At 70.2% G+C, this 16567-nt stretch carries 17 protein-coding genes and 2 tRNA genes; 14 read left to right on the forward strand and 5 right to left on the reverse strand.

The features are described 5' to 3' along the window. The first annotated feature begins 18 nt into the window (after positions 1-18). The 7 genes from topA (at position 19) to B2W79_RS07655 (ending at position 7624) form a co-directional block, all read left to right on the forward strand. Positions 19-2874, forward strand: coding sequence for a type I DNA topoisomerase (topA, locus tag B2W79_RS07625; protein ID WP_071328866.1), 2856 nt, complete (start codon positions 19-21; stop codon positions 2872-2874). Then, on the forward strand, positions 2871-3500 hold the full coding sequence (gene tmk, locus B2W79_RS07630; RefSeq protein WP_292788327.1) for a dTMP kinase: 630 nt from the start codon (positions 2871-2873) through the stop codon (positions 3498-3500). Before topA ends, tmk begins: the two co-directional genes overlap by 4 nt. An 84-nt stretch (positions 3501-3584) precedes the next feature. Continuing rightward, positions 3585-4742 (forward strand): DNA polymerase III subunit delta', encoded by a 1158-nt coding sequence (locus tag B2W79_RS07635; RefSeq protein ID WP_071328864.1) that lies wholly within the window; start codon positions 3585-3587, stop codon positions 4740-4742. Beyond that, positions 4739-6292: an alpha/beta hydrolase gene (locus tag B2W79_RS07640; protein ID WP_292788331.1), complete on the forward strand. Its 1554-nt coding sequence runs from the start codon at positions 4739-4741 to the stop codon at positions 6290-6292. Before B2W79_RS07635 ends, B2W79_RS07640 begins: the two co-directional genes overlap by 4 nt. A 69-nt stretch (positions 6293-6361) precedes the next feature. Beyond that, a tRNA-Thr gene (locus tag B2W79_RS07645) sits at positions 6362-6434 on the forward strand. Positions 6435-6512: 78 nt separating this feature from the next. Beyond that, on the forward strand, positions 6513-7094 hold the full coding sequence (locus B2W79_RS07650; RefSeq protein WP_292788333.1) for an isochorismatase family protein: 582 nt from the start codon (positions 6513-6515) through the stop codon (positions 7092-7094). Next, the gene (locus B2W79_RS07655; RefSeq protein ID WP_292788334.1) at positions 7091-7624 is read left to right on the forward strand and encodes a DUF1697 domain-containing protein; all 534 of its coding nucleotides are present in this window, start codon (positions 7091-7093) and stop codon (positions 7622-7624) included. The genes B2W79_RS07650 and B2W79_RS07655 overlap by 4 nt, the downstream gene beginning before the upstream one ends. On the opposite strand, the gene B2W79_RS07660 is transcribed toward B2W79_RS07655, so the two are convergent. Next, complete coding sequence (locus B2W79_RS07660) at positions 7605-7823, reverse strand: hypothetical protein (RefSeq protein WP_292788336.1); 219 nt, start codon at positions 7821-7823, stop codon at positions 7605-7607. The genes B2W79_RS07655 and B2W79_RS07660 overlap by 20 nt on opposite strands. A gap of 25 nt (positions 7824-7848) precedes the next feature. Between B2W79_RS07660 and B2W79_RS07665 the strand changes: the two genes are divergently transcribed. After that, on the forward strand, positions 7849-8367 hold the full coding sequence (locus B2W79_RS07665; protein WP_292788338.1) for a CGNR zinc finger domain-containing protein: 519 nt from the start codon (positions 7849-7851) through the stop codon (positions 8365-8367). 3 nt (positions 8368-8370) lie between these two features. On the opposite strand, the gene B2W79_RS07670 is transcribed toward B2W79_RS07665, so the two are convergent. Further along, positions 8371-8916: a type 1 glutamine amidotransferase domain-containing protein gene (locus tag B2W79_RS07670; RefSeq protein WP_025104283.1), complete on the reverse strand. Its 546-nt coding sequence runs from the start codon at positions 8914-8916 to the stop codon at positions 8371-8373. Between the two features lie 157 nt (positions 8917-9073). Here B2W79_RS07670 and B2W79_RS07675 point away from each other — a divergent pair, with 157 nt between their 5' ends. Further along, a complete protein-coding gene (locus tag B2W79_RS07675) occupies positions 9074-9538 on the forward strand; it encodes a hypothetical protein (RefSeq protein ID WP_292788341.1) in 465 nt (154 codons plus the stop codon). Between the two features lie 8 nt (positions 9539-9546). On the opposite strand, the gene B2W79_RS07680 is transcribed toward B2W79_RS07675, so the two are convergent. Then, a tRNA-Lys gene (locus B2W79_RS07680) sits at positions 9547-9619 on the reverse strand. A 135-nt stretch (positions 9620-9754) separates the two neighbouring features. Then, the gene (locus B2W79_RS07685) at positions 9755-10414 is read right to left on the reverse strand and encodes a fasciclin domain-containing protein (RefSeq protein ID WP_071328855.1); all 660 of its coding nucleotides are present in this window, start codon (positions 10412-10414) and stop codon (positions 9755-9757) included. A 167-nt stretch (positions 10415-10581) separates the two neighbouring features. Here B2W79_RS07685 and B2W79_RS07690 point away from each other — a divergent pair, with 167 nt between their 5' ends. The 5 genes from B2W79_RS07690 to B2W79_RS07710 all read left to right on the forward strand — a co-directional run bounded on the left by B2W79_RS07690 (position 10582) and on the right by B2W79_RS07710 (position 15395). Beyond that, a complete protein-coding gene (locus B2W79_RS07690) occupies positions 10582-12294 on the forward strand; it encodes a cytochrome c biogenesis protein DipZ (protein WP_292788343.1) in 1713 nt (570 codons plus the stop codon). 31 nt (positions 12295-12325) lie between these two features. Beyond that, positions 12326-12928, forward strand: a complete 603-nt coding sequence (gene sigK, locus B2W79_RS07695; RefSeq protein ID WP_292788345.1) for an ECF RNA polymerase sigma factor SigK — start codon at positions 12326-12328, stop codon at positions 12926-12928. Then, positions 12925-13680, forward strand: a complete 756-nt coding sequence (locus B2W79_RS07700; protein WP_292788347.1) for an anti-sigma factor — start codon at positions 12925-12927, stop codon at positions 13678-13680. The genes sigK and B2W79_RS07700 overlap by 4 nt, the downstream gene beginning before the upstream one ends. A 29-nt stretch (positions 13681-13709) precedes the next feature. Continuing rightward, positions 13710-14339: a DNA-directed RNA polymerase subunit beta gene (locus tag B2W79_RS07705; protein WP_292788349.1), complete on the forward strand. Its 630-nt coding sequence runs from the start codon at positions 13710-13712 to the stop codon at positions 14337-14339. A gap of 171 nt (positions 14340-14510) precedes the next feature. After that, positions 14511-15395, forward strand: coding sequence for an aminodeoxychorismate lyase (locus B2W79_RS07710; protein WP_292788351.1), 885 nt, complete (start codon positions 14511-14513; stop codon positions 15393-15395). Between the two features lie 119 nt (positions 15396-15514). Here the strand turns inward: B2W79_RS07710 and B2W79_RS07715 are convergent, their stop codons facing one another. Then, the gene (locus tag B2W79_RS07715; RefSeq protein ID WP_292788353.1) at positions 15515-16327 is read right to left on the reverse strand and encodes a hypothetical protein; all 813 of its coding nucleotides are present in this window, start codon (positions 16325-16327) and stop codon (positions 15515-15517) included. Between the last annotated feature and the right edge of the window lie 240 nt (positions 16328-16567).

The raw sequence follows: 16567 nt of genomic DNA on the forward strand, positions 1-16567 counted from the left end.
TCGAAGAAAGGACGCCCCTTGGCTGAAGGCAAGAAGCTCGTCATCGTCGAGTCCCCGACGAAGATGCGGTCTATTCAGGGATACCTCGGCGACGGTTACGAGGTGCTCAGCTCTGTCGGGCACATCCGCGACCTCGCCGACAAGAAGGACATCCCAGCCGAGGACAAGAAGGCGTACGGCAAGTACTCCATCGACATCGACAACGGCTTCGACCCCTACTACGTGGTCTCGGACCGCAAGACCAAGACGGTCGCCGAGCTCAAGCGCGCGCTCAAGCACGCCGATGAGGTCCTGCTCGCCACTGATGAGGACCGCGAGGGTGAGGCGATCGCCTGGCACCTGCTGGAGACGCTCAAGCCCAAGGTGCCGGTCAAGCGCATGGTCTTCCACGAGATCACCAAGGACGCGATCCAGGCCGCCGTCGGCAACACCCGTGAACTCGACCACGCCCTCGTCGACGCGCAGGAGACCCGGCGCATCCTCGACCGCCTCTACGGGTGGGATGTCTCGCCCGTGCTCTGGTACAAGGTCAAGACCGGGATCTCGGCCGGCCGGGTGCAGTCCGCCGCGACCCGCCTGATCGTCGACCGCGAGCGTGAGCGCATGGCGTTCGTCTCTGCGGAGTACTGGGACGTCGACGCCGACGCGGCCGCGACCGGTACGTCCTTCCGCATCCGCCTGGTGCGCGTGGACGGCGGCCAGCTCGCCCGAGGCTCCGACTTCGACGACACCGGAAAGCTCAAGAAGGCGGTCGTGGTCCTCGACGAGGCGAGGGCGGCCGCCCTCGCGCGCGCCGTGGATGCCGCCGGGGCGGGAACCGTCACCAAGGTCGAGGCCAAGCCGGGAACCCGCAGCCCCTATGCGCCCTTCACGACCTCCACCATGCAGCAAGAGGCGGGCCGCAAGCTCTCGATGAGCGCGAAGCAGGCGATGAGCGTCGCCCAGCGCCTCTATGAGAAGGGCTACATCACCTATATGCGTACCGACTCCACGGCGCTGAGCACCCAGGCGGTGCAAGCGGCCCGGAGTCAGGCCGTGGCTCTCTACGGCGACAACGCGGTGCCCCTCAAGCCGCGCGTCTACAAGTCGAAGAGCAAGAACGCGCAGGAGGCGCACGAGGCGATCCGCCCCTCGGGGGAGAACTTCCGCACACCGTCCTCGCTGTCCGGCGAGCTCGACCGCGAGGAGCAGCGGCTGTACGACCTCATCTGGAAGCGCACCGTCGCCAGCCAGATGTCGGACGCCAAGTACGAGACGACGACCGTCACCGTCGCGGTCGAGGCGGACGGGCAGACGGCGGAGTTCACCGCCTCGGGCACGGTCTACACCTTCAAGGGGTTCCTGGAGGCCTACGAAGAGGGCCGCGACGAGAAGCGCAGCGACGCCGACGCCGCGGAGAATCAGTCCCTCCCCGCGGTCTCCGTCGGAGACGAGCTGGCGGTGTCCGCCGCAGAGGCGAAGGGGCACCGCACCACGCCGAAGCCGCGCTACACCGAGGCCTCGCTGGTGAAGGTGCTCGAGGAGAAGGGCATCGGCCGTCCCTCGACCTTCGCCACCATCCCGGAGACCATCCTCGATCGCGGGTACGCGGTCAAGCGCGGCCAGGCCCTCGTTCCGACGTGGCTCGCGTTCAGCGTGGTGCGTCTGCTCGAAGAGCACTTCGCCGAGCTCGTCGACTACGACTTCACGGCGGCGCTCGAAGACGACCTCGACACCATCGCACGTGGCGAGCAGAACCGCGTGGAATGGCTGAAGTCGTTCTATTTCGGCTCCGACTCGCACGTGGGTCTCCGCCAGGTCGTCGACAACCTCGGGGAGATCGACGCCCGAGCGCTGAATTCGACGCGGATCACCGATACCGCGACCCTCCGGTTCGGCAAGTACGGCCCCTACCTCGAGGTGACGGACCCGAAGGATCCGGAGGCCAAGCCGCGCATCGTCAACGTCCCCGAAGATCTCGCGCCTGACGAGCTCACGGCGGAGAAGGCCCAGGAGCTCATCGATGCGCCGGTCGCCGGCGACCGTGTCCTCGGGGTGAACCCGGACAACGGCAAGGTCGTCGTCGTCAAGGACGGACGCTTCGGCCCCTACGTGCAGGAGAACGATCCGGTCTCCGACGATGCCGCCGTCGATGAGGCCACCGGTGAGGTCGTCGAGGCCCCTAAGCCCAAGCGCGGCGCGAAGAAGGAAGCGGCGCCCAAGCCCCGCACCGCCTCGCTGTTCCGCTCGATGTCGGTGGACACGATCGATCTCGATACCGCGCTGCAGCTGCTGAGCCTGCCGCGTGTCGTCGGCGTCGACCCGGAGACGGGGGACGAGATCACCGCGCAGAACGGCCGCTTCGGTCCCTACCTGAAGAAGGGTGCCGACTCCCGGTCGCTGGAGAGCGAGTCGCAGATCTTCGACGTCACGCTCGAACAGGCGCTGGAGATCTACCAGCAGCCCAAGTACGGCGCCCGGCGGGCGTCGAGCGCGCTGGCCGAGTTCGAAGCCGACCCGGTGAGCGGCAAGCCCATCCGCGTGCGCGACGGCCGCTTCGGGCCGTACGTCACCGACGGCGAGACGAACGTCACCATCCCGCGGGGACAGACCCCGGACGACATCACGTTCGAGATCGCCGTGCAGATGCTCGCGGACAAGCGCGCCAAGGGTCCGGCGCCCAAGCGGGGAGCGGCGAAGAAGGCTCCCGCGAAGAAGGCTCCGGCCAAGAAGGCCCCGGCCAAGAAGTCCCCGGCCAAGGCCTCCACGGCGAAGAAGTCCTCGACGGCGAAGGCGTCGACCACGTCGGCAGCCCGCTCGGCGGCGGCCAAGAAGGCGGCGGCGACCCGGGCCGCGAACGCGGCGGCGAAGGCGGCAGAGAAGGCGGACTCGTGACCGCAGGCCCCGGCTTCTGGATCACGCTGGAGGGCGGGGACGGCTCCGGGAAGACGACCCAGTCGAACCTCCTCGCCATCTGGCTGGAGCAGAGCGGTCGAACGGTCGTGCGCACCCGGGAGCCGGGTGGCTCCGAGGTCGGGCAGCTCATCCGCGACATCGTGCTCCACCACCGCGGCGACATCGCACCGCGCGCGGAGGCGCTGCTCTACGCCGCCGACCGCGCGCACCACGTCGCGACGGTGGTGCGCCCCGCGCTCGCTCGCGGCGAGATCGTGCTGCAGGACCGCTATCTCGACTCCTCGGTGGCGTACCAGGGCGCCGGACGCGTCCTCGATGCCGCGGAGATTCGCGATCTGTCGCTGTGGGCGGCCGAGGGGGCGCTTCCGGATCTCACCGTGCTCCTCGATCTCGATCCGGCCATGGCGCGCACGCGCCTCGACTCGGCCGACAAGCCGTTCGATCGGCTGGAGGCCGAGAAGGAGGCCTTCCACGCCCGTGTGCGCGACGCCTATCTCGAACTGGCCCGCGCGGAGCCTGCCCGGTTCCTCGTGATCGACGCTGCGGCGTCGCCCGAGCGCATCGCCGAGCGCATCCGCGCCCGCGTCTCCGCACTGTTCGACTGATCCTTCATCGGGGGCCTCGTCCGTTGGGAGGCCCAGTCCCCGGCGGGTGGTGGGAGCGTCGGCGGTCGCGATTAGGCTGAGTGCATGCCCTCGACCCTCGCCCCGCCGTTTCCCTGGGCCGACGTCTGGGGGCAGGAGGCCGCCGTCGAGACGCTGCGCGCCGCCGCGTCCGATCCCGCCGCGCTCTCGCACGCCTGGCTGATCACGGGCCCTCCGGGCTCCGGACGCTCGACCCTCGCCTACGCCTTCGCCGCCGCGCTCATCGCCGAGGGGCCCGATGACGAGGCCACGATGCGGCAGGTCCTCGCCGGCACGCACCCCGATGTGACGGCGCTGCGCACTGACAAGGTGATCATCACCATCGCCGAGGCGCGGGCCCTCGTCGAACGCTCCTACTTCGCGCCCTCTGCCGGGCGCTACCGGGTCATCGTCGTCGAGGACGCCGACCGGATGGTCGAGCGCACCTCGAACGTGCTGCTCAAGGCGCTGGAGGAGCCGCCGGAGCAGACCGTCTGGATCCTCTGCGCGCCCAGTGAGGCCGACCTCCTCCCGACCATCCGGTCACGCGTGCGGTCGCTCCGACTCCGCGAACCCGACGTGGCGGACGTGTCCCGCCTCATCAGCCTCCGCACGGGCGTGGACGAGGCCGTCGCCGAGCAGGCCGCCCGCCACGCGCAGCGCCACATCGGCATGGCCCAGCGTCTCGCCACCGACGATGCCGCACGCCGCCGCCGCGACGAGACGCTCCGTGCCGTGATCGGGGTGCGCGGCGTCAACGACGCGGTCGAGGTCGCCGGGCGCATCATCCAGGCGGCGACGGAAGACGCCAAGGCGCTCACCGCCGAGCGGGACGCGGCGGAACGCGCCGCTCTCCTGCGCACCGTCGGGGTCGCCGAGGGGCAGGCGGTGCCTCCGGCGCTGCGTGCTCAGGTGTCGGCGCTGGAGGACGACCAGAAGAAACGGGCGACGCGGAGTCTGCGGGACGGCATCGACCGGGTCCTCACCGACCTGCAGTCGCTCTTCCGCGACGTCGTGATGCTGCAGTACGGTCGCGGTGACGATCTCATCAACCGCGAACTGCACACCGAGGTGGCCGGCCTCGCCGCCGCCTGGAGTGTGGAGCGCACGCTGGTCGTGCTCGACCACCTGGCCGAGACCCGTGAGGCGCTGGAGCGCAACGTCGCCCCGCTGCTCGCACTCGAGAGTTTGCTCGTGACCGTCACGAGCGGGAGGAAACCGTGAAGACTCGATCCCTGTCCCGCTTCCGTCGCACCGCGGCGATCGTCGCCGGTCTCGCCGCGGCTTCGGTCGCGCTCTCCGGCTGCCTGTACGCCATGATCCCGGAGCAGTCCTCGAAGCCGGCCGTGGAGAAGACGCCGGACACCGAGGGCGTCGCGGAAGATCTGCTGCCGTTCTACTCCCAGGGGCTGGACTGGACCGACTGCGGTCAGGGCTTCGACTGCACGACCGTCACCGCGCCGCTCGACTGGGAAGACCCGAGCGCGGGAGAGATCGAGCTCGCCGTGGTGCGGCACCGCGCCGAGGGCGAGGCGATCGGCTCGCTGCTCACGAACCCCGGCGGCCCCGGTTCCAGCGGCGTCGACCTCATCCAGGGCAGCCTCGACTACGCGGTCGGTCCGGCGCTCATCGAGAACTACGACGTCATCGGCTTCGATCCCCGGGGGGTGGGCGCCTCCACCGCGGTCACCTGCTACGACGCGAAGGAGATGGACGGGTACCTCTACGGCATCCCCTCCGCGCCGCGGGGCACCCCGGAGTGGGAGTCCGAGCTGCTCGACTCGGCCCGCGCCTTCGGTGAGGCGTGCGACGCCAACAGCGAGGGGATCCTGCCGTACATCACCACGGTCAACGCCGCCCGCGACATGGACCTCCTCCGTGCCGTCCTGGGCGACAAGGAGCTCAACTACCTCGGGTACTCGTACGGCACGTTTCTCGGGGCGACCTACGCCAAGCTCTACCCGGAGAAGGCCGGACGGCTCGTGCTCGATGGAGCGATCGATCCCTCCGTCCCCGGCCTCGAGGTCGGTGCTACGCAGGCACTCGGCTTCGAGTCGGCGCTGCGGGCCTACATGCAGAACTGCCTCGACTCCGGCTCGTGCCCGTTCAACGGCACGGTGGACGAGGCGATGGCCGATCTCGGCGCCCTGCTCGCGAGCGCGGATCGCACGCCCTTGAAAAACGGCGACGGCCGGCTCATGGGCGCCGACGCCCTGATGACGGCGATCATCGCGGCGCTGTACTCGGAGGACAGCTGGGAGATCCTCACCCAGGCCCTGGACGAGGCGCTGCAGGGGGACCCGTCGACGGCCTTCCGCCTGGCCGACTACTACAACGGCCGGGAGAACGGCACCTACATCGACAACTCGACCGAGGCCTTCCGCGCGTACAACTGCATGGACTACCCGGTCGAGGACGACCCCGCGGCCGAGGCGGCCACCGAGAAGAAGATCGCGGACGGGGCGCCGACCATCGCGCCGTACTGGTCCGGACCGGACCCGTGCGAGGTGTGGCCGTATCCGCCCACCGGCACCCGCGAGAAGATCACCGCGGAAGGCGCGGGTCCCATCGTCGTCGTCGGCACCACCAACGATCCTGCGACCCCGTACGAGTGGTCGGAGTCGCTCGCCGACCAGCTCTCCGAGGGTGTCCTCATCACCCGCGTGGGCGAGGGCCACACCGGTTACAACAAGGGCAACGCCTGCGTCGACGAGGCGGTGGAGGCGTTCCTCCTCGAAGACGTGGTGCCGGAAGACGGCCTGCGCTGCGAGTGATCGCGCCTCGATTCGCGAGCGAGCGCGAGACAGGGTAATATCGGTGATCGCGCCGCTCACGCGTCGCACGCCGCTTTAGCTCAGTCGGCAGAGCATTTCACTCGTAATGAAAAGGTCGTCAGTTCGATTCTGACAAGCGGCTCAGGAAAACCCCCGGAACCCTCGTGGTCCCGGGGGTTTCCTCGTCTCCGGGCTCGGCCGCGGGGCGTACGCTCGGAGCATGAGCAGAGCGCTTCTCATCGTCGACGTGCAGAACGACTTCACCGAGGGCGGCGCCCTCGCGGTCCCGGGCGGTGACGCGGTGGCCGCCGCCGTCTCCGCCTACCTCGCGTCCCACGCCGACGACTACGAGGTCGTCGTGGCCTCCCGCGACTGGCACGATGCCGACGGCGACAACGGCGGCCACTTCTCCGCCACTCCCGACTACACCGACTCCTGGCCGGTGCACTGCGTCGCCGGCACCGCGGGAGCGGACTACGATCCGCTGCTCGTGACCGACCGCGTCACCCACCACGTGCGCAAGGGGCAGGGCCGTCCGGCCTACTCGATGTTCGAGGGGGTGACCGACCACGGGGCGACCGTCGCCGCGGTGCTGAGCGCGGCCGGCGTCGTCACGGCGGATATCGTCGGCATCGCCACGGACCACTGCGTCCGTGCCTCCGCACTCGATGCGATCGCGCACGGCGTCCGCGTCCGCGTCCTCACCGACCTGGTCGCCGGAGTCGCGCCCGAACCCAGTGCCGCGGCCCTCGCCGAGCTCGCGCACGCCGGTGCCGAGCTCCTCGAGAGCGCGAAGGCGTGAGTAGCAGCGTCCTCCTCCTCCGCGCGGTCAACGTCAGCGGCCGCAACAGCGTGCCGATGATGCGGCTGCGCGAGCTGCTCGTCGCCGAGACCGACCTGGGTGACGTCTCGACCTACATCGCGAGCGGCAACATCCTCTGCGCGACGCCGCGAGAACCCGCGGCGGCTTGCGCGACGGTCCGGGCGCTCATCGCGGCGGAGTTCGGTGTCGACACGCCGGTCATCCATCGCACGCACGCCGAGCTCGCCGAGTCCGAGGCGGCCCAGCCCTCCTCGGAGGGAGAGCTGAACCTCGTGCACGCGATGTTCCTCGAGGGTGAGCCCGCCGCGGGCGCCCTCGAAGCTCTGCACGAGCGCCTGGTGCCAGGGGAGCGTCTCGCTCTGGTCGGACACGATCTGTGGATCGATTACGCCCCCGGCGGGGTGCACACGACCAAGCTCACGAAAGCCGTGCTCGACCGAGCGCTCGGGGTTCCCGGTACGGCGCGCAACCTGCGCACGGTGCGGAAGCTCATCGCGCTGACGGCGTGACCACGGCGCGGCTCAGCGCGGTCGGCGGCATCTCGGCACGCGGGGCGAGGTCGACCCGGCGGGAGTCGCAGCCCGCGCACCGGACGTACAGCACGACGCCCTCGCTGGTGGGATGGCGAGACTCGACCAGCCAGGCGTGCTCGTGCGTGTCGGCGGGGGAGGCGAGCCGGGGGATCGGGAGGGTGTCGGAGGAGGTCATGGGACCAGCGTGATGTAATGGTCTTATGCATCTCAACCCTTACGGCGAGTATGCGGTGCTCCTCGCTGCCTCCCTCGCGAACGACTGGCCGGAGGACCGCGCGGGGATCGAGGAGCGCACGCTCGCGCTGGGGATGACGCAGACCTTTCCGCCGGCCCCCGACGACCACGCGCAGGTACGGGCCGTGATAGACGACTGGCTGGCCATCGTGGATGAGCCGGACCCCGATGCCCGGGCCGTCCTGCTCAATGATCAACTCGCCACCGCGGGAGCCTATCCGCGGCTCACCAATCACGATGACGAGGGCTGGCACCTGCACTACCGGGACGACGTGCGCTCGCTGCCCTTCGTGCTGCGCGCGATCATCAACCTCGGCACGGCGCTGCACCTCGTGACCCGGGGGATGAACCGACTCGGGCGCTGCGACGCGCCGCCGTGCACCAACGTCGTCGCGGACGTGACGCGCAACGGCCGCCAGCGGTTCTGCTCCGTGAGGTGCGCGAATCGGGCGGCCGTGCGGCGCCATCGGGCGCGCGTCAGCTGAGGGTCAGGCCGTCTGCCCTGCGTGCTTGCCCTCGCCGATCTCCTCGACGAGCTTGGCGTTGAACGCCGGGAGGTCGTCCGGGGTGCGGCTCGACACGAGCCCCTCGTCGACCACGACCTCCTCGTCCACCCAGCTCGCCCCGGCGTTGCGGAGGTCGGTCTTCAGGCTCGGATAGCTCGTGATCGTCCGGCCGTCCACGACGCCGGCCTCGATGAGGATCCAGGCGCCGTGGCAGATGACGCCTACGGGCTTGTGCTGCTCAAAGAACGCTCGGGCCAGGTCGATGGAGGCCTGATCCATGCGGAGGTGATCCGCGTTCACGACGCCTCCGGGCAGCACGAGCGCGTCGAACTGGTCGGCGCTGGCGTCGGCGGCCTTCAGGTCGACGGCCTGCTCGTGGCCGTTCTTGCCGGTGATCGCCGCTCCGTCCGGGGCGATGAGGGTGGCGCTGGCGCCCTCCGTGGTCACCGCCTCCCAGGGGCTCGTGAGCTCGCTGTCCTCGAAGCCGTCCGTCGCCAGGAATGCCACGCGGTTTCCGGTGAGAGTCATGGTCCGTCCTTTCGGTGGGAAGTCGCCCTGATCCGGGGACTCCTCGACCCTCTCGCGGAGCTCCGGGCATCGCCAGGGGGTGGCCAGCCGTGGACGACGGTGATACAGAGCGGCCGCGCTGGAGGGAATGGCAGCGGCGACTCGATACCATCCAGACATGCGCCTCCGCCCTGCTCTCCTCCTCCTGCCGGTGCTGGTCGTCCTCGCCGGGTGCACGCCGGCTCCGGACCCGACGCCGACCGTGACCTCCACCCCCTCGGAGACGCCGTCGTCCTCGCCCGTCCCGACCACGGCCCCGACGCCCACGGAGTCGTCGTCGCCGCCGGCTGCCGGCGCCTTCGCGAAGGGGCAGCTCGTCTCCCTCTGCACCGAGAAGATCCGTACGATCTCGCCGAACGCCACGTTCTTCGCCGACATGGCGACCACTGAGTGGCTGGAACAGTCGGCGGTGTGGTTCGTGGCCGTCCCGGAGACGATCGACGGTCAGGACAACGTCGCCGTCTGCGGTATCGGGGGGAGCCCCGAGGCCCCGGACTTCGTGCTGCACGGCGAGACCCTGCCGGACGGTGTCGCCGGGATCCGCGACGACCTGCTCGCCGGGGACGTCGGCGGCGACGACTGAGGATGCGGTGGGCCCCGTGGGGCTCGAACCCACGACCCGCGGATTAAAAGTCCGATGCTCTGCCAACTGAGCTAGAGGCCCGTGCTCCCAGTCTAGGGGGCGCACGACGAGGGGCCGTCGGCGCCACAGCCGCCGACGGCCCCTTCACCTGCCCCGTGTCCCTCCTGACAACAGGGGAGGCCGTGTGCCGGTCGGGTCGCCGGCACCATCCCTGGCTTACTCAGCCGGGGGCATCAGGACCGAGTCGATGAGGTACACGGTCGCGTTCGCGGTCTGCACGCCGCCGCAGATGACGTTGGCGTCGTTGACCATCCACTCGTCACCGCTGCCGGTGACCTCCAGGTCGGCGCCCTGGACGGTGGTGTGCGTGCCCTCGATGTCGGACGGCTCGATCTGGCCGGGGACCACGTGGTACGTGAGGATCGAGGTCAGCAGGTCGCTGTCGGTCTTCAGCGTCTCGATGGTCGCGGGGTCGATCTTCGCGAAGGCGTCGTCGACCGGGGCGAACACGGTGAACTCGTCGCCGTTGAGCGTGTCGACGAGGTTCACGTCGGGGTTCAGCTCACCGCTGACCGCCGATACGAGCGTCGTCAGCATGGGGTTGTTCGAGGCGGCGACCGCCACCGGGTCCTGGGACATGCCCTGGATGGAACCGGCGCCGTCCGGGACCTCTTCCGCGTAGGCCGCACAGCCGGGACCGACGAGGTTCGCGGCGGGGTCCATCTCCATCGGCGTCGACTCCGACGACTCCGGGGTCGTCGGCTCCGACGACTCCTCCGTGCTCGTTCCGCTGCCCATGGAACATGCCGAGAGCAGGAATGCGCTCGCCAGACCCAGGGTGACTGCTGCGGTGACCTTCTTCTTGGTGCTGAACATGTCGAGCTCCTTCGAAACTCCGGCCACGGCCTCTCCGTGGCGTCGAGGGCTGTTCGGAAGCGTCCCCGGATCGGATGGGAAGAATTTCGAGATTCTCCGAAATCGGATCCGATCCAATCCGCTCCGGGGGGTCGGCGCGAACAGCCCCCGACAGAGACGAGGACCTCATGGACCTGATCATCATCGGCCTGCTCGGCGGGCTCATCACCGGCATCTCGCCGTGCATCCTGCCCGTGCTCCCGGTGATCTTCCTCACCGGCGGTGCCCAGTCGGCGTCCTACGAGGGGGAGGCGGTGCCGGCGAAGCGCAGCCGCCCCTACTTCGTCATCGCCGGCCTCGTGCTGAGCTTCACGCTCGTGACGCTCGCCGGGTCGCTCCTGCTGGGCTTGCTGAACCTGCCGCAGGACATCATCCGCTGGGTCGGCATCGCGGTGCTGGTCGTCATCGGGGTGGGACTCATCGTGCCGCGGTTCCAGCACATCCTGGAGCGGCCGTTCCAGCGCTTCGGACAGCGCGAGGTGAAGAACCGCGGCAACGGCTTCGGCGTTGGCCTCGCTCTCGGGGCCGTGTTCGTCCCGTGCGCGGGCCCGGTCCTCGCGGCCATCATCGTCGCCGGCTCCACGGGGCAGATCGGCGTGGGCACTGTGCTGCTCACCGTCTCGTTCGCGATCGGCGTCGCCGTGCCCCTGCTGGTCTTCGCGCTCGCGGGTCGCAGCGTCATCGAGCGTATCCGCGCCTTCCGGACCAAGGAGCGTGCGCTGCGGATCGCCGCCGGTGTCGCGATGATCGCGCTCGCCGTGGGTCTCGTCTTCAACGTGCCCCAGGCGCTGCAGCGGCTGCTGCCGGACTACACCGCACCGCTGCAGGAGCAGATCGCCGACTCCGAGCAGGTGCAGGATGCCCTCGACCTCGGCGGCCTGGTCAACGACGAGAACAAAGACCTCGACAAGTGCACGAACGGCGCGACCGAGCTGGAGTCCTGCGGGACGGCGCCGTCCATCAAGGGGATCCAGCAGTGGCTCAACACCCCGGACGGGGAGGCGATCGATCTGAAGGACCTGCGCGGACAGGTGGTCCTCATCGACTTCTGGGCGTACTCGTGCATCAACTGCCAGCGCTCGATCCCGCACGTCGTGGCCTGGGATGAGACCTACCGGGACGCCGGGCTGCAGGTGATCGGCGTCCACTCGCCCGAGTACGCGTTCGAGAAGGATCCGGGGAACGTCGCGGCGGGCGCCCGCGACTTCGGCATCGAGTACCCCGTCGCCCTCGACAACACCCTCTCGACCTGGACCAACTACCGCAACCGGTACTGGCCCGCGCACTACCTCATCGACGCGGAGGGGACCGTCCGCCACATCTCCTTCGGCGAGGGCAACTACGCCGCGACGGAGGCGATGATCCGGGAACTGCTGCAGGATGCCGACCCCGACGTCGAGCTGCCCGCCGCCACGGACGTGAAGGACGAGACCCCCGAGGTGGGCGCCACGACCCGGGAGACCTTCCTCGGCTCCTCGAAGGATATCAACTACGGCGGTGGCGACGAGTACCGCCGCGGCGAGGGCAGCTTCCGCTTCCCCGATGACCAGCCCGACGACAGCTTCGCGCTGGACGGCGATTGGACCGTGGACACGCAGTACGTCACGCCGACCGCTGACGACGCGCGGATCCGGTTGCAGTATCGGGCGGCCGAGGTGCGCATGGTCGTCGCGGGGTCGGGCGAGGTGGTGGTCACCGACGCCGACGGGAACGCGCAGACGATCCGGATCGACGGGACGCCACGCTCCTACGGCCTGCTCGAGCAGGACGACATCGCGAAGGGCACGTTCACGCTCGAGGTCCCCACCGGCGTCGAGGTGTATTCGTTCACATTCGGGTGACGTCTGCACGGGAAGAGGGAGGAGATACGGCATGCTTATGGAGATGGTCATTGATGGGATGGACGTCCCCGAGGACGGGGCGGCGCCGCAGGATGCTGTCGCCGACCTCCTCGTCCGCGTCGCCTCCGGTGATCAGGCTGCCTTCGCGGCGCTGTACGACTCCCTCTCCTCCCGCGTGTTCGGCCTCATCCTCCGCGTGCTCGTGAACCGCGCGCAGAGCGAGGAAGTGCTCCAGGAGGTCTTCCTCGAGATCTGGCAATCCGCTTCCCGGTTCGCTCCGAACAAGGGACAGGGACGAACCTGGGTGATGACCATCGCGCATCGCCGGGCCGTGGATCGGGTGCGGGCTTCGCAGTCGAGTGCGGACCGGGACGTGCGCGCGGGCTTCAAGGACCTCGGCGTCGCGCACGACAGCGTGGCGGAACGGGTCGAGTTGGGGATCGAAGGAGAGCGGGTCGTGGCGGCGCTGACCGGGCTTCCGGAGGCGCAGCGGGAGGCGCTCGTCCTCGCCTACTACGGCGGTTACAGTCAGAACGAGATCGCGGCGCTCGTGGGAGCGCCACTCGGAACGATCAAGACACGGATGAGAGACGGGCTGGCCCGGCTCCGCACGGCGATGGGGGTGACGGCATGAACGAGAAGGACTTCGCAGAACTCGCGGCAGGTGCCGCGCTCCACGCGCTGTCGGCGGACGACGAGCGCCGGTACCGCCGTGCCCTCGCCGAGCACCCGGAGTGGGCGGCGCAGGACGACACCGACACCGAGACGGCCGCTGTCCTCGCCGACGGCGTGGCTCCGGTCGCTCCGCCCGCCGGCATCCGTGCGGCTCTGCTCGCGCAGATCGCCCAGACTCCGCAGAGCGATGCCTCCGCGCCCGAGCTCGCGGGCGAGAGCCCTGCCTCCGGTGCCGCCGCTCCCGCTCCGGCTCGCCGCTGGACCCGGCTCGCGTTCGCGCTCGCCGCGTGCCTCGCACTCCTCGTGGGCGTCGGGATCGGTGCGGTGGCTCTGAACGATCAGCTGAACAGGCCGGAGAGCGTCGTCGCGCTGCAGGAGATCGAGTCCGCGGGCGACGCGCAGAAGGCGACGGTCGAGCTCGACGACGGCGCGACGGCGACGGCGCACTGGTCGGGTTCGGTCGGCAAGGCCGTGCTCGTCACGGACGGATTGCCCGAGGTGGCGGACGGCAAGACCTACGAGCTGTGGTTCGTGCGCGGGGAGGATCCCATCGCCGCCGGTGTGTTCGACGTCGACGACGGAGAGGCCACGGCGCTCCTCGAGGGCGAGATGCAGGCCGGCGACGCCATCGCGGTCACGGTCGAGCAGGAGGGCGGATCGCCGTCCGGGCTCCCCACGACCGACCCGGTGATCGTCATCCCGACGGCCTGAGCGCGGGAGGCGGGGCGTACCCTGGAGGGATGCCCGAGCAGCACCATCGCCCCGTGCGCCGTCCGACGAGCGCCTTCGACAACATCGTCGGCGCCCATGATCCCGCCGAGGAGACGCGTGTCGCACACGCCACGGCCTCCGCGCTGCTGACCCGCGTCCGCGAGGACGAGAGCGGGGCGAGCGTCGAGCGGCTGATCGCCTTCACGAGCGAGCACGGCATCGACGAGATCGCGGAGCTGTGGTCCAAGGCGCCGTCGCGCACTCTCCCCGGGTCGCTGTGGCGGCTGTACGTGCTCCAGCTCGCGATCCACGGCGACCCACGCACCGCCGCCCTGCTCTACGACCGGGGACGGGTCGAGCTGCCGTCGGCCGATGCCGTGGTCGCCGGGGCGCCGGTGCCGGCGAGCCCGGACGAGCTCGTGGCGCTCATCGACACGATCCTGCGCGGCGCCTTCCGCGGCGACTTCGCCGTGGCACTGGAGCGCGCGGCGGCGTTCTGCCGGGTCCAGGCCTCGGGGGCGACGCACACCGCCGACGGCTACGAGCCCACGGAGCCCGCCCGGGCGAGCGAGCTCACCACGCGGGCGCTGCGGCTGAGCAGCTATGCCCAGGACCTCGCGGCGTCGGCAGTTCTGTGGCGCACCGGAGCCCTGGCCTGAGTCCGAGCGGGGCGGAACAGCGTCCGGACAGAGAAAGACCGGGCCGCAAGAACGCCTCTCGGCGGAAGGCCGCTCGCAGCGGCGAAAATTGGAGCCCGGGGTTATGCGGCCCGGCCACTCCAGTGTAACGCGAGGACGCGGTGGGTATTCCCGGCGGCCTAGGCTCGTGACATGACCCGTCGCTTCGCCCTCATGATCGATCCCGTCGCCGCCGACGAGCAGCGTGCCGACTATGCCGACACGTTCACGCAGGTGGACGCCGCGGCCCCCGCCCTCAGCGTCGGCGAGCTGAGCACGCAGCGCGGCGACGGTGTGTTCGAGTCCATCGGGGTCGTCGACGGACATGCGCAGGAGGTCGTCCCGCATCTGGAACGCCTTGCGCACTCGGCGCGACTCTGCGACCTCCCGGTGCCGAACCAGGAGCAGTGGCGGCAGGCGATCCAGCAGGCCGCCGCACAGCTCGGGGCGGGGGAGTCGGTCATCAAGCTGATCCTCAGTCGCGGCGTCGAGCACGGGCCGACGCCCACCGCCTGGGTCACGGCGGCTCCGGCGGCGGACTTCGCCGCGGTACGGCGGAACGGCGTCAAGGTCGTGACCCTCGACCGCGGATACGACCTCGGCGCCGCAGAACGGGCACCCTGGCTGCTGCTCGGAGCCAAGACGCTGTCCTACGCCGTCAACATGGCGGCCCTGCGCGAGGCCAAGCGCCGCGGAGCCGACGACGCGATCTTCCTGTCGAGCGACGGCTTCGTGCTGGAGGCTCCGACGGCCTCGCTCATCCTGCGCTTCGACGACCGTTTCACGACGCCGGCCCCGAACGGCGGGATCCTGCACGGCACCACGCAGCTCAGCGTCTACGACCACCTCCTCGCGCGCGGCTTCGAGGTCGGGTACGACCGCATCCCCGCCGCCGATCTGACGCGGGCCGACGCCGCATGGCTCGTGTCGAGCGTGCGTCTCGCCACCGCCATCACCGCGATCGACGGCACGCCGGTGCCCGTCGACACCGCCCTCACGGACGACCTCAACGCCTACCTCCTCTCCCCGCGCGACTGAGCCTCCGGGGTCCCCGGGCACGACTTCGGAGATGCCGGACGACACGCCGTGGCCCCGGCCCCGACACCGGCGTGTCGTCGACGGTCTCCGAAGCTGTGCACGGCACAGGGGTGACCGGGTCAGGGACGGCGACGCATGGTCTCGACGATGGCGCGCTCGACGAGGGGCCAGTCGTGGAGGACCATCGCGTAGTCGAAGCGGAGAGTGGGGTGGCCCCAGCCGGCGGCGGTCGCATCGCGGACCAGATCGCGGTGCCGGAGCGAGCCCTCCTCGTGGTTGGCGCGTCCGTCCGTCTCGATGATGAGCCAATCGTCGATGAGGAGGTCTACCCGGCCCGTCCCGACCACGCCGACCTGTGTCCGCACGCGCCACCCGTGGCGCCGGATCCGCAGCCGCACCAAGGATTCCAGGCCGCTGTCGGCGTCGGCCCGCGAGAAGGCGATGAGGTCGCGCCCCTCGGGCCCGAGCCGGTCACCGAGTCGGCGCAGCTCGACCGCATCGATGAGTCCGAGCCGCCGGGCGGACTCCAGAGCGACGAAGAACGCCTCCGGCCCTCGGCAGCCGTAGATCTGCCGGAGCACGAGGGGCACCCCCGGCTGCTCGAAGGCACTGCTCGACCTCGCGGCATCCCAGTGCGTCACGCAGTCGCAGTCCTCGTGCGGATACTGATGACGGTCGTGGTGCATCCAGACGTGCAGAGCCGGCTCGTCGAGCACCCAGATCCCGAGGTGCCGGGCGGCGGACTCACAGCCGAGGACCCCGCCGTGAGCGGCGGCGGTCACGACCTCCACGCACGCAGCGGCGGTCGCGTAGATCCCGCGCCGCACCCGGACGAGGGTACCGTCGCGCATCTGACGCTCGATCTGCCGTCGTCGGTGCCGGGCGCGGAGCGCGGCATACGTCCACACCTGCGTCCCTCGCCCCGTGCACATCCCGCCATCATTCGCGCCGCCGCGGCCTCTCCGCCCGGTCTCGACCTCAGAGTCCGCCCTCTGTGGACGATCCGCCTCACGGCCCCGTCGGTGCAGGACTCACGACCCGTGCACGGCTTCGGAGACCGAAGGGGACGCGCCGCGGCCCTGGAGCGGGTGCCGGCGTGTCGCGCGGTACATCCGAAGTTGTGCCCGGGGCGGAGGGGGAGAGGACGGACGGGCCCGATGACCGAAGGGTGT

The organism is Microbacterium sp. UBA7513 (genome assembly GCF_002478345.1).
Lineage (GTDB): Bacteria > Actinomycetota > Actinomycetes > Actinomycetales > Microbacteriaceae > Microbacterium.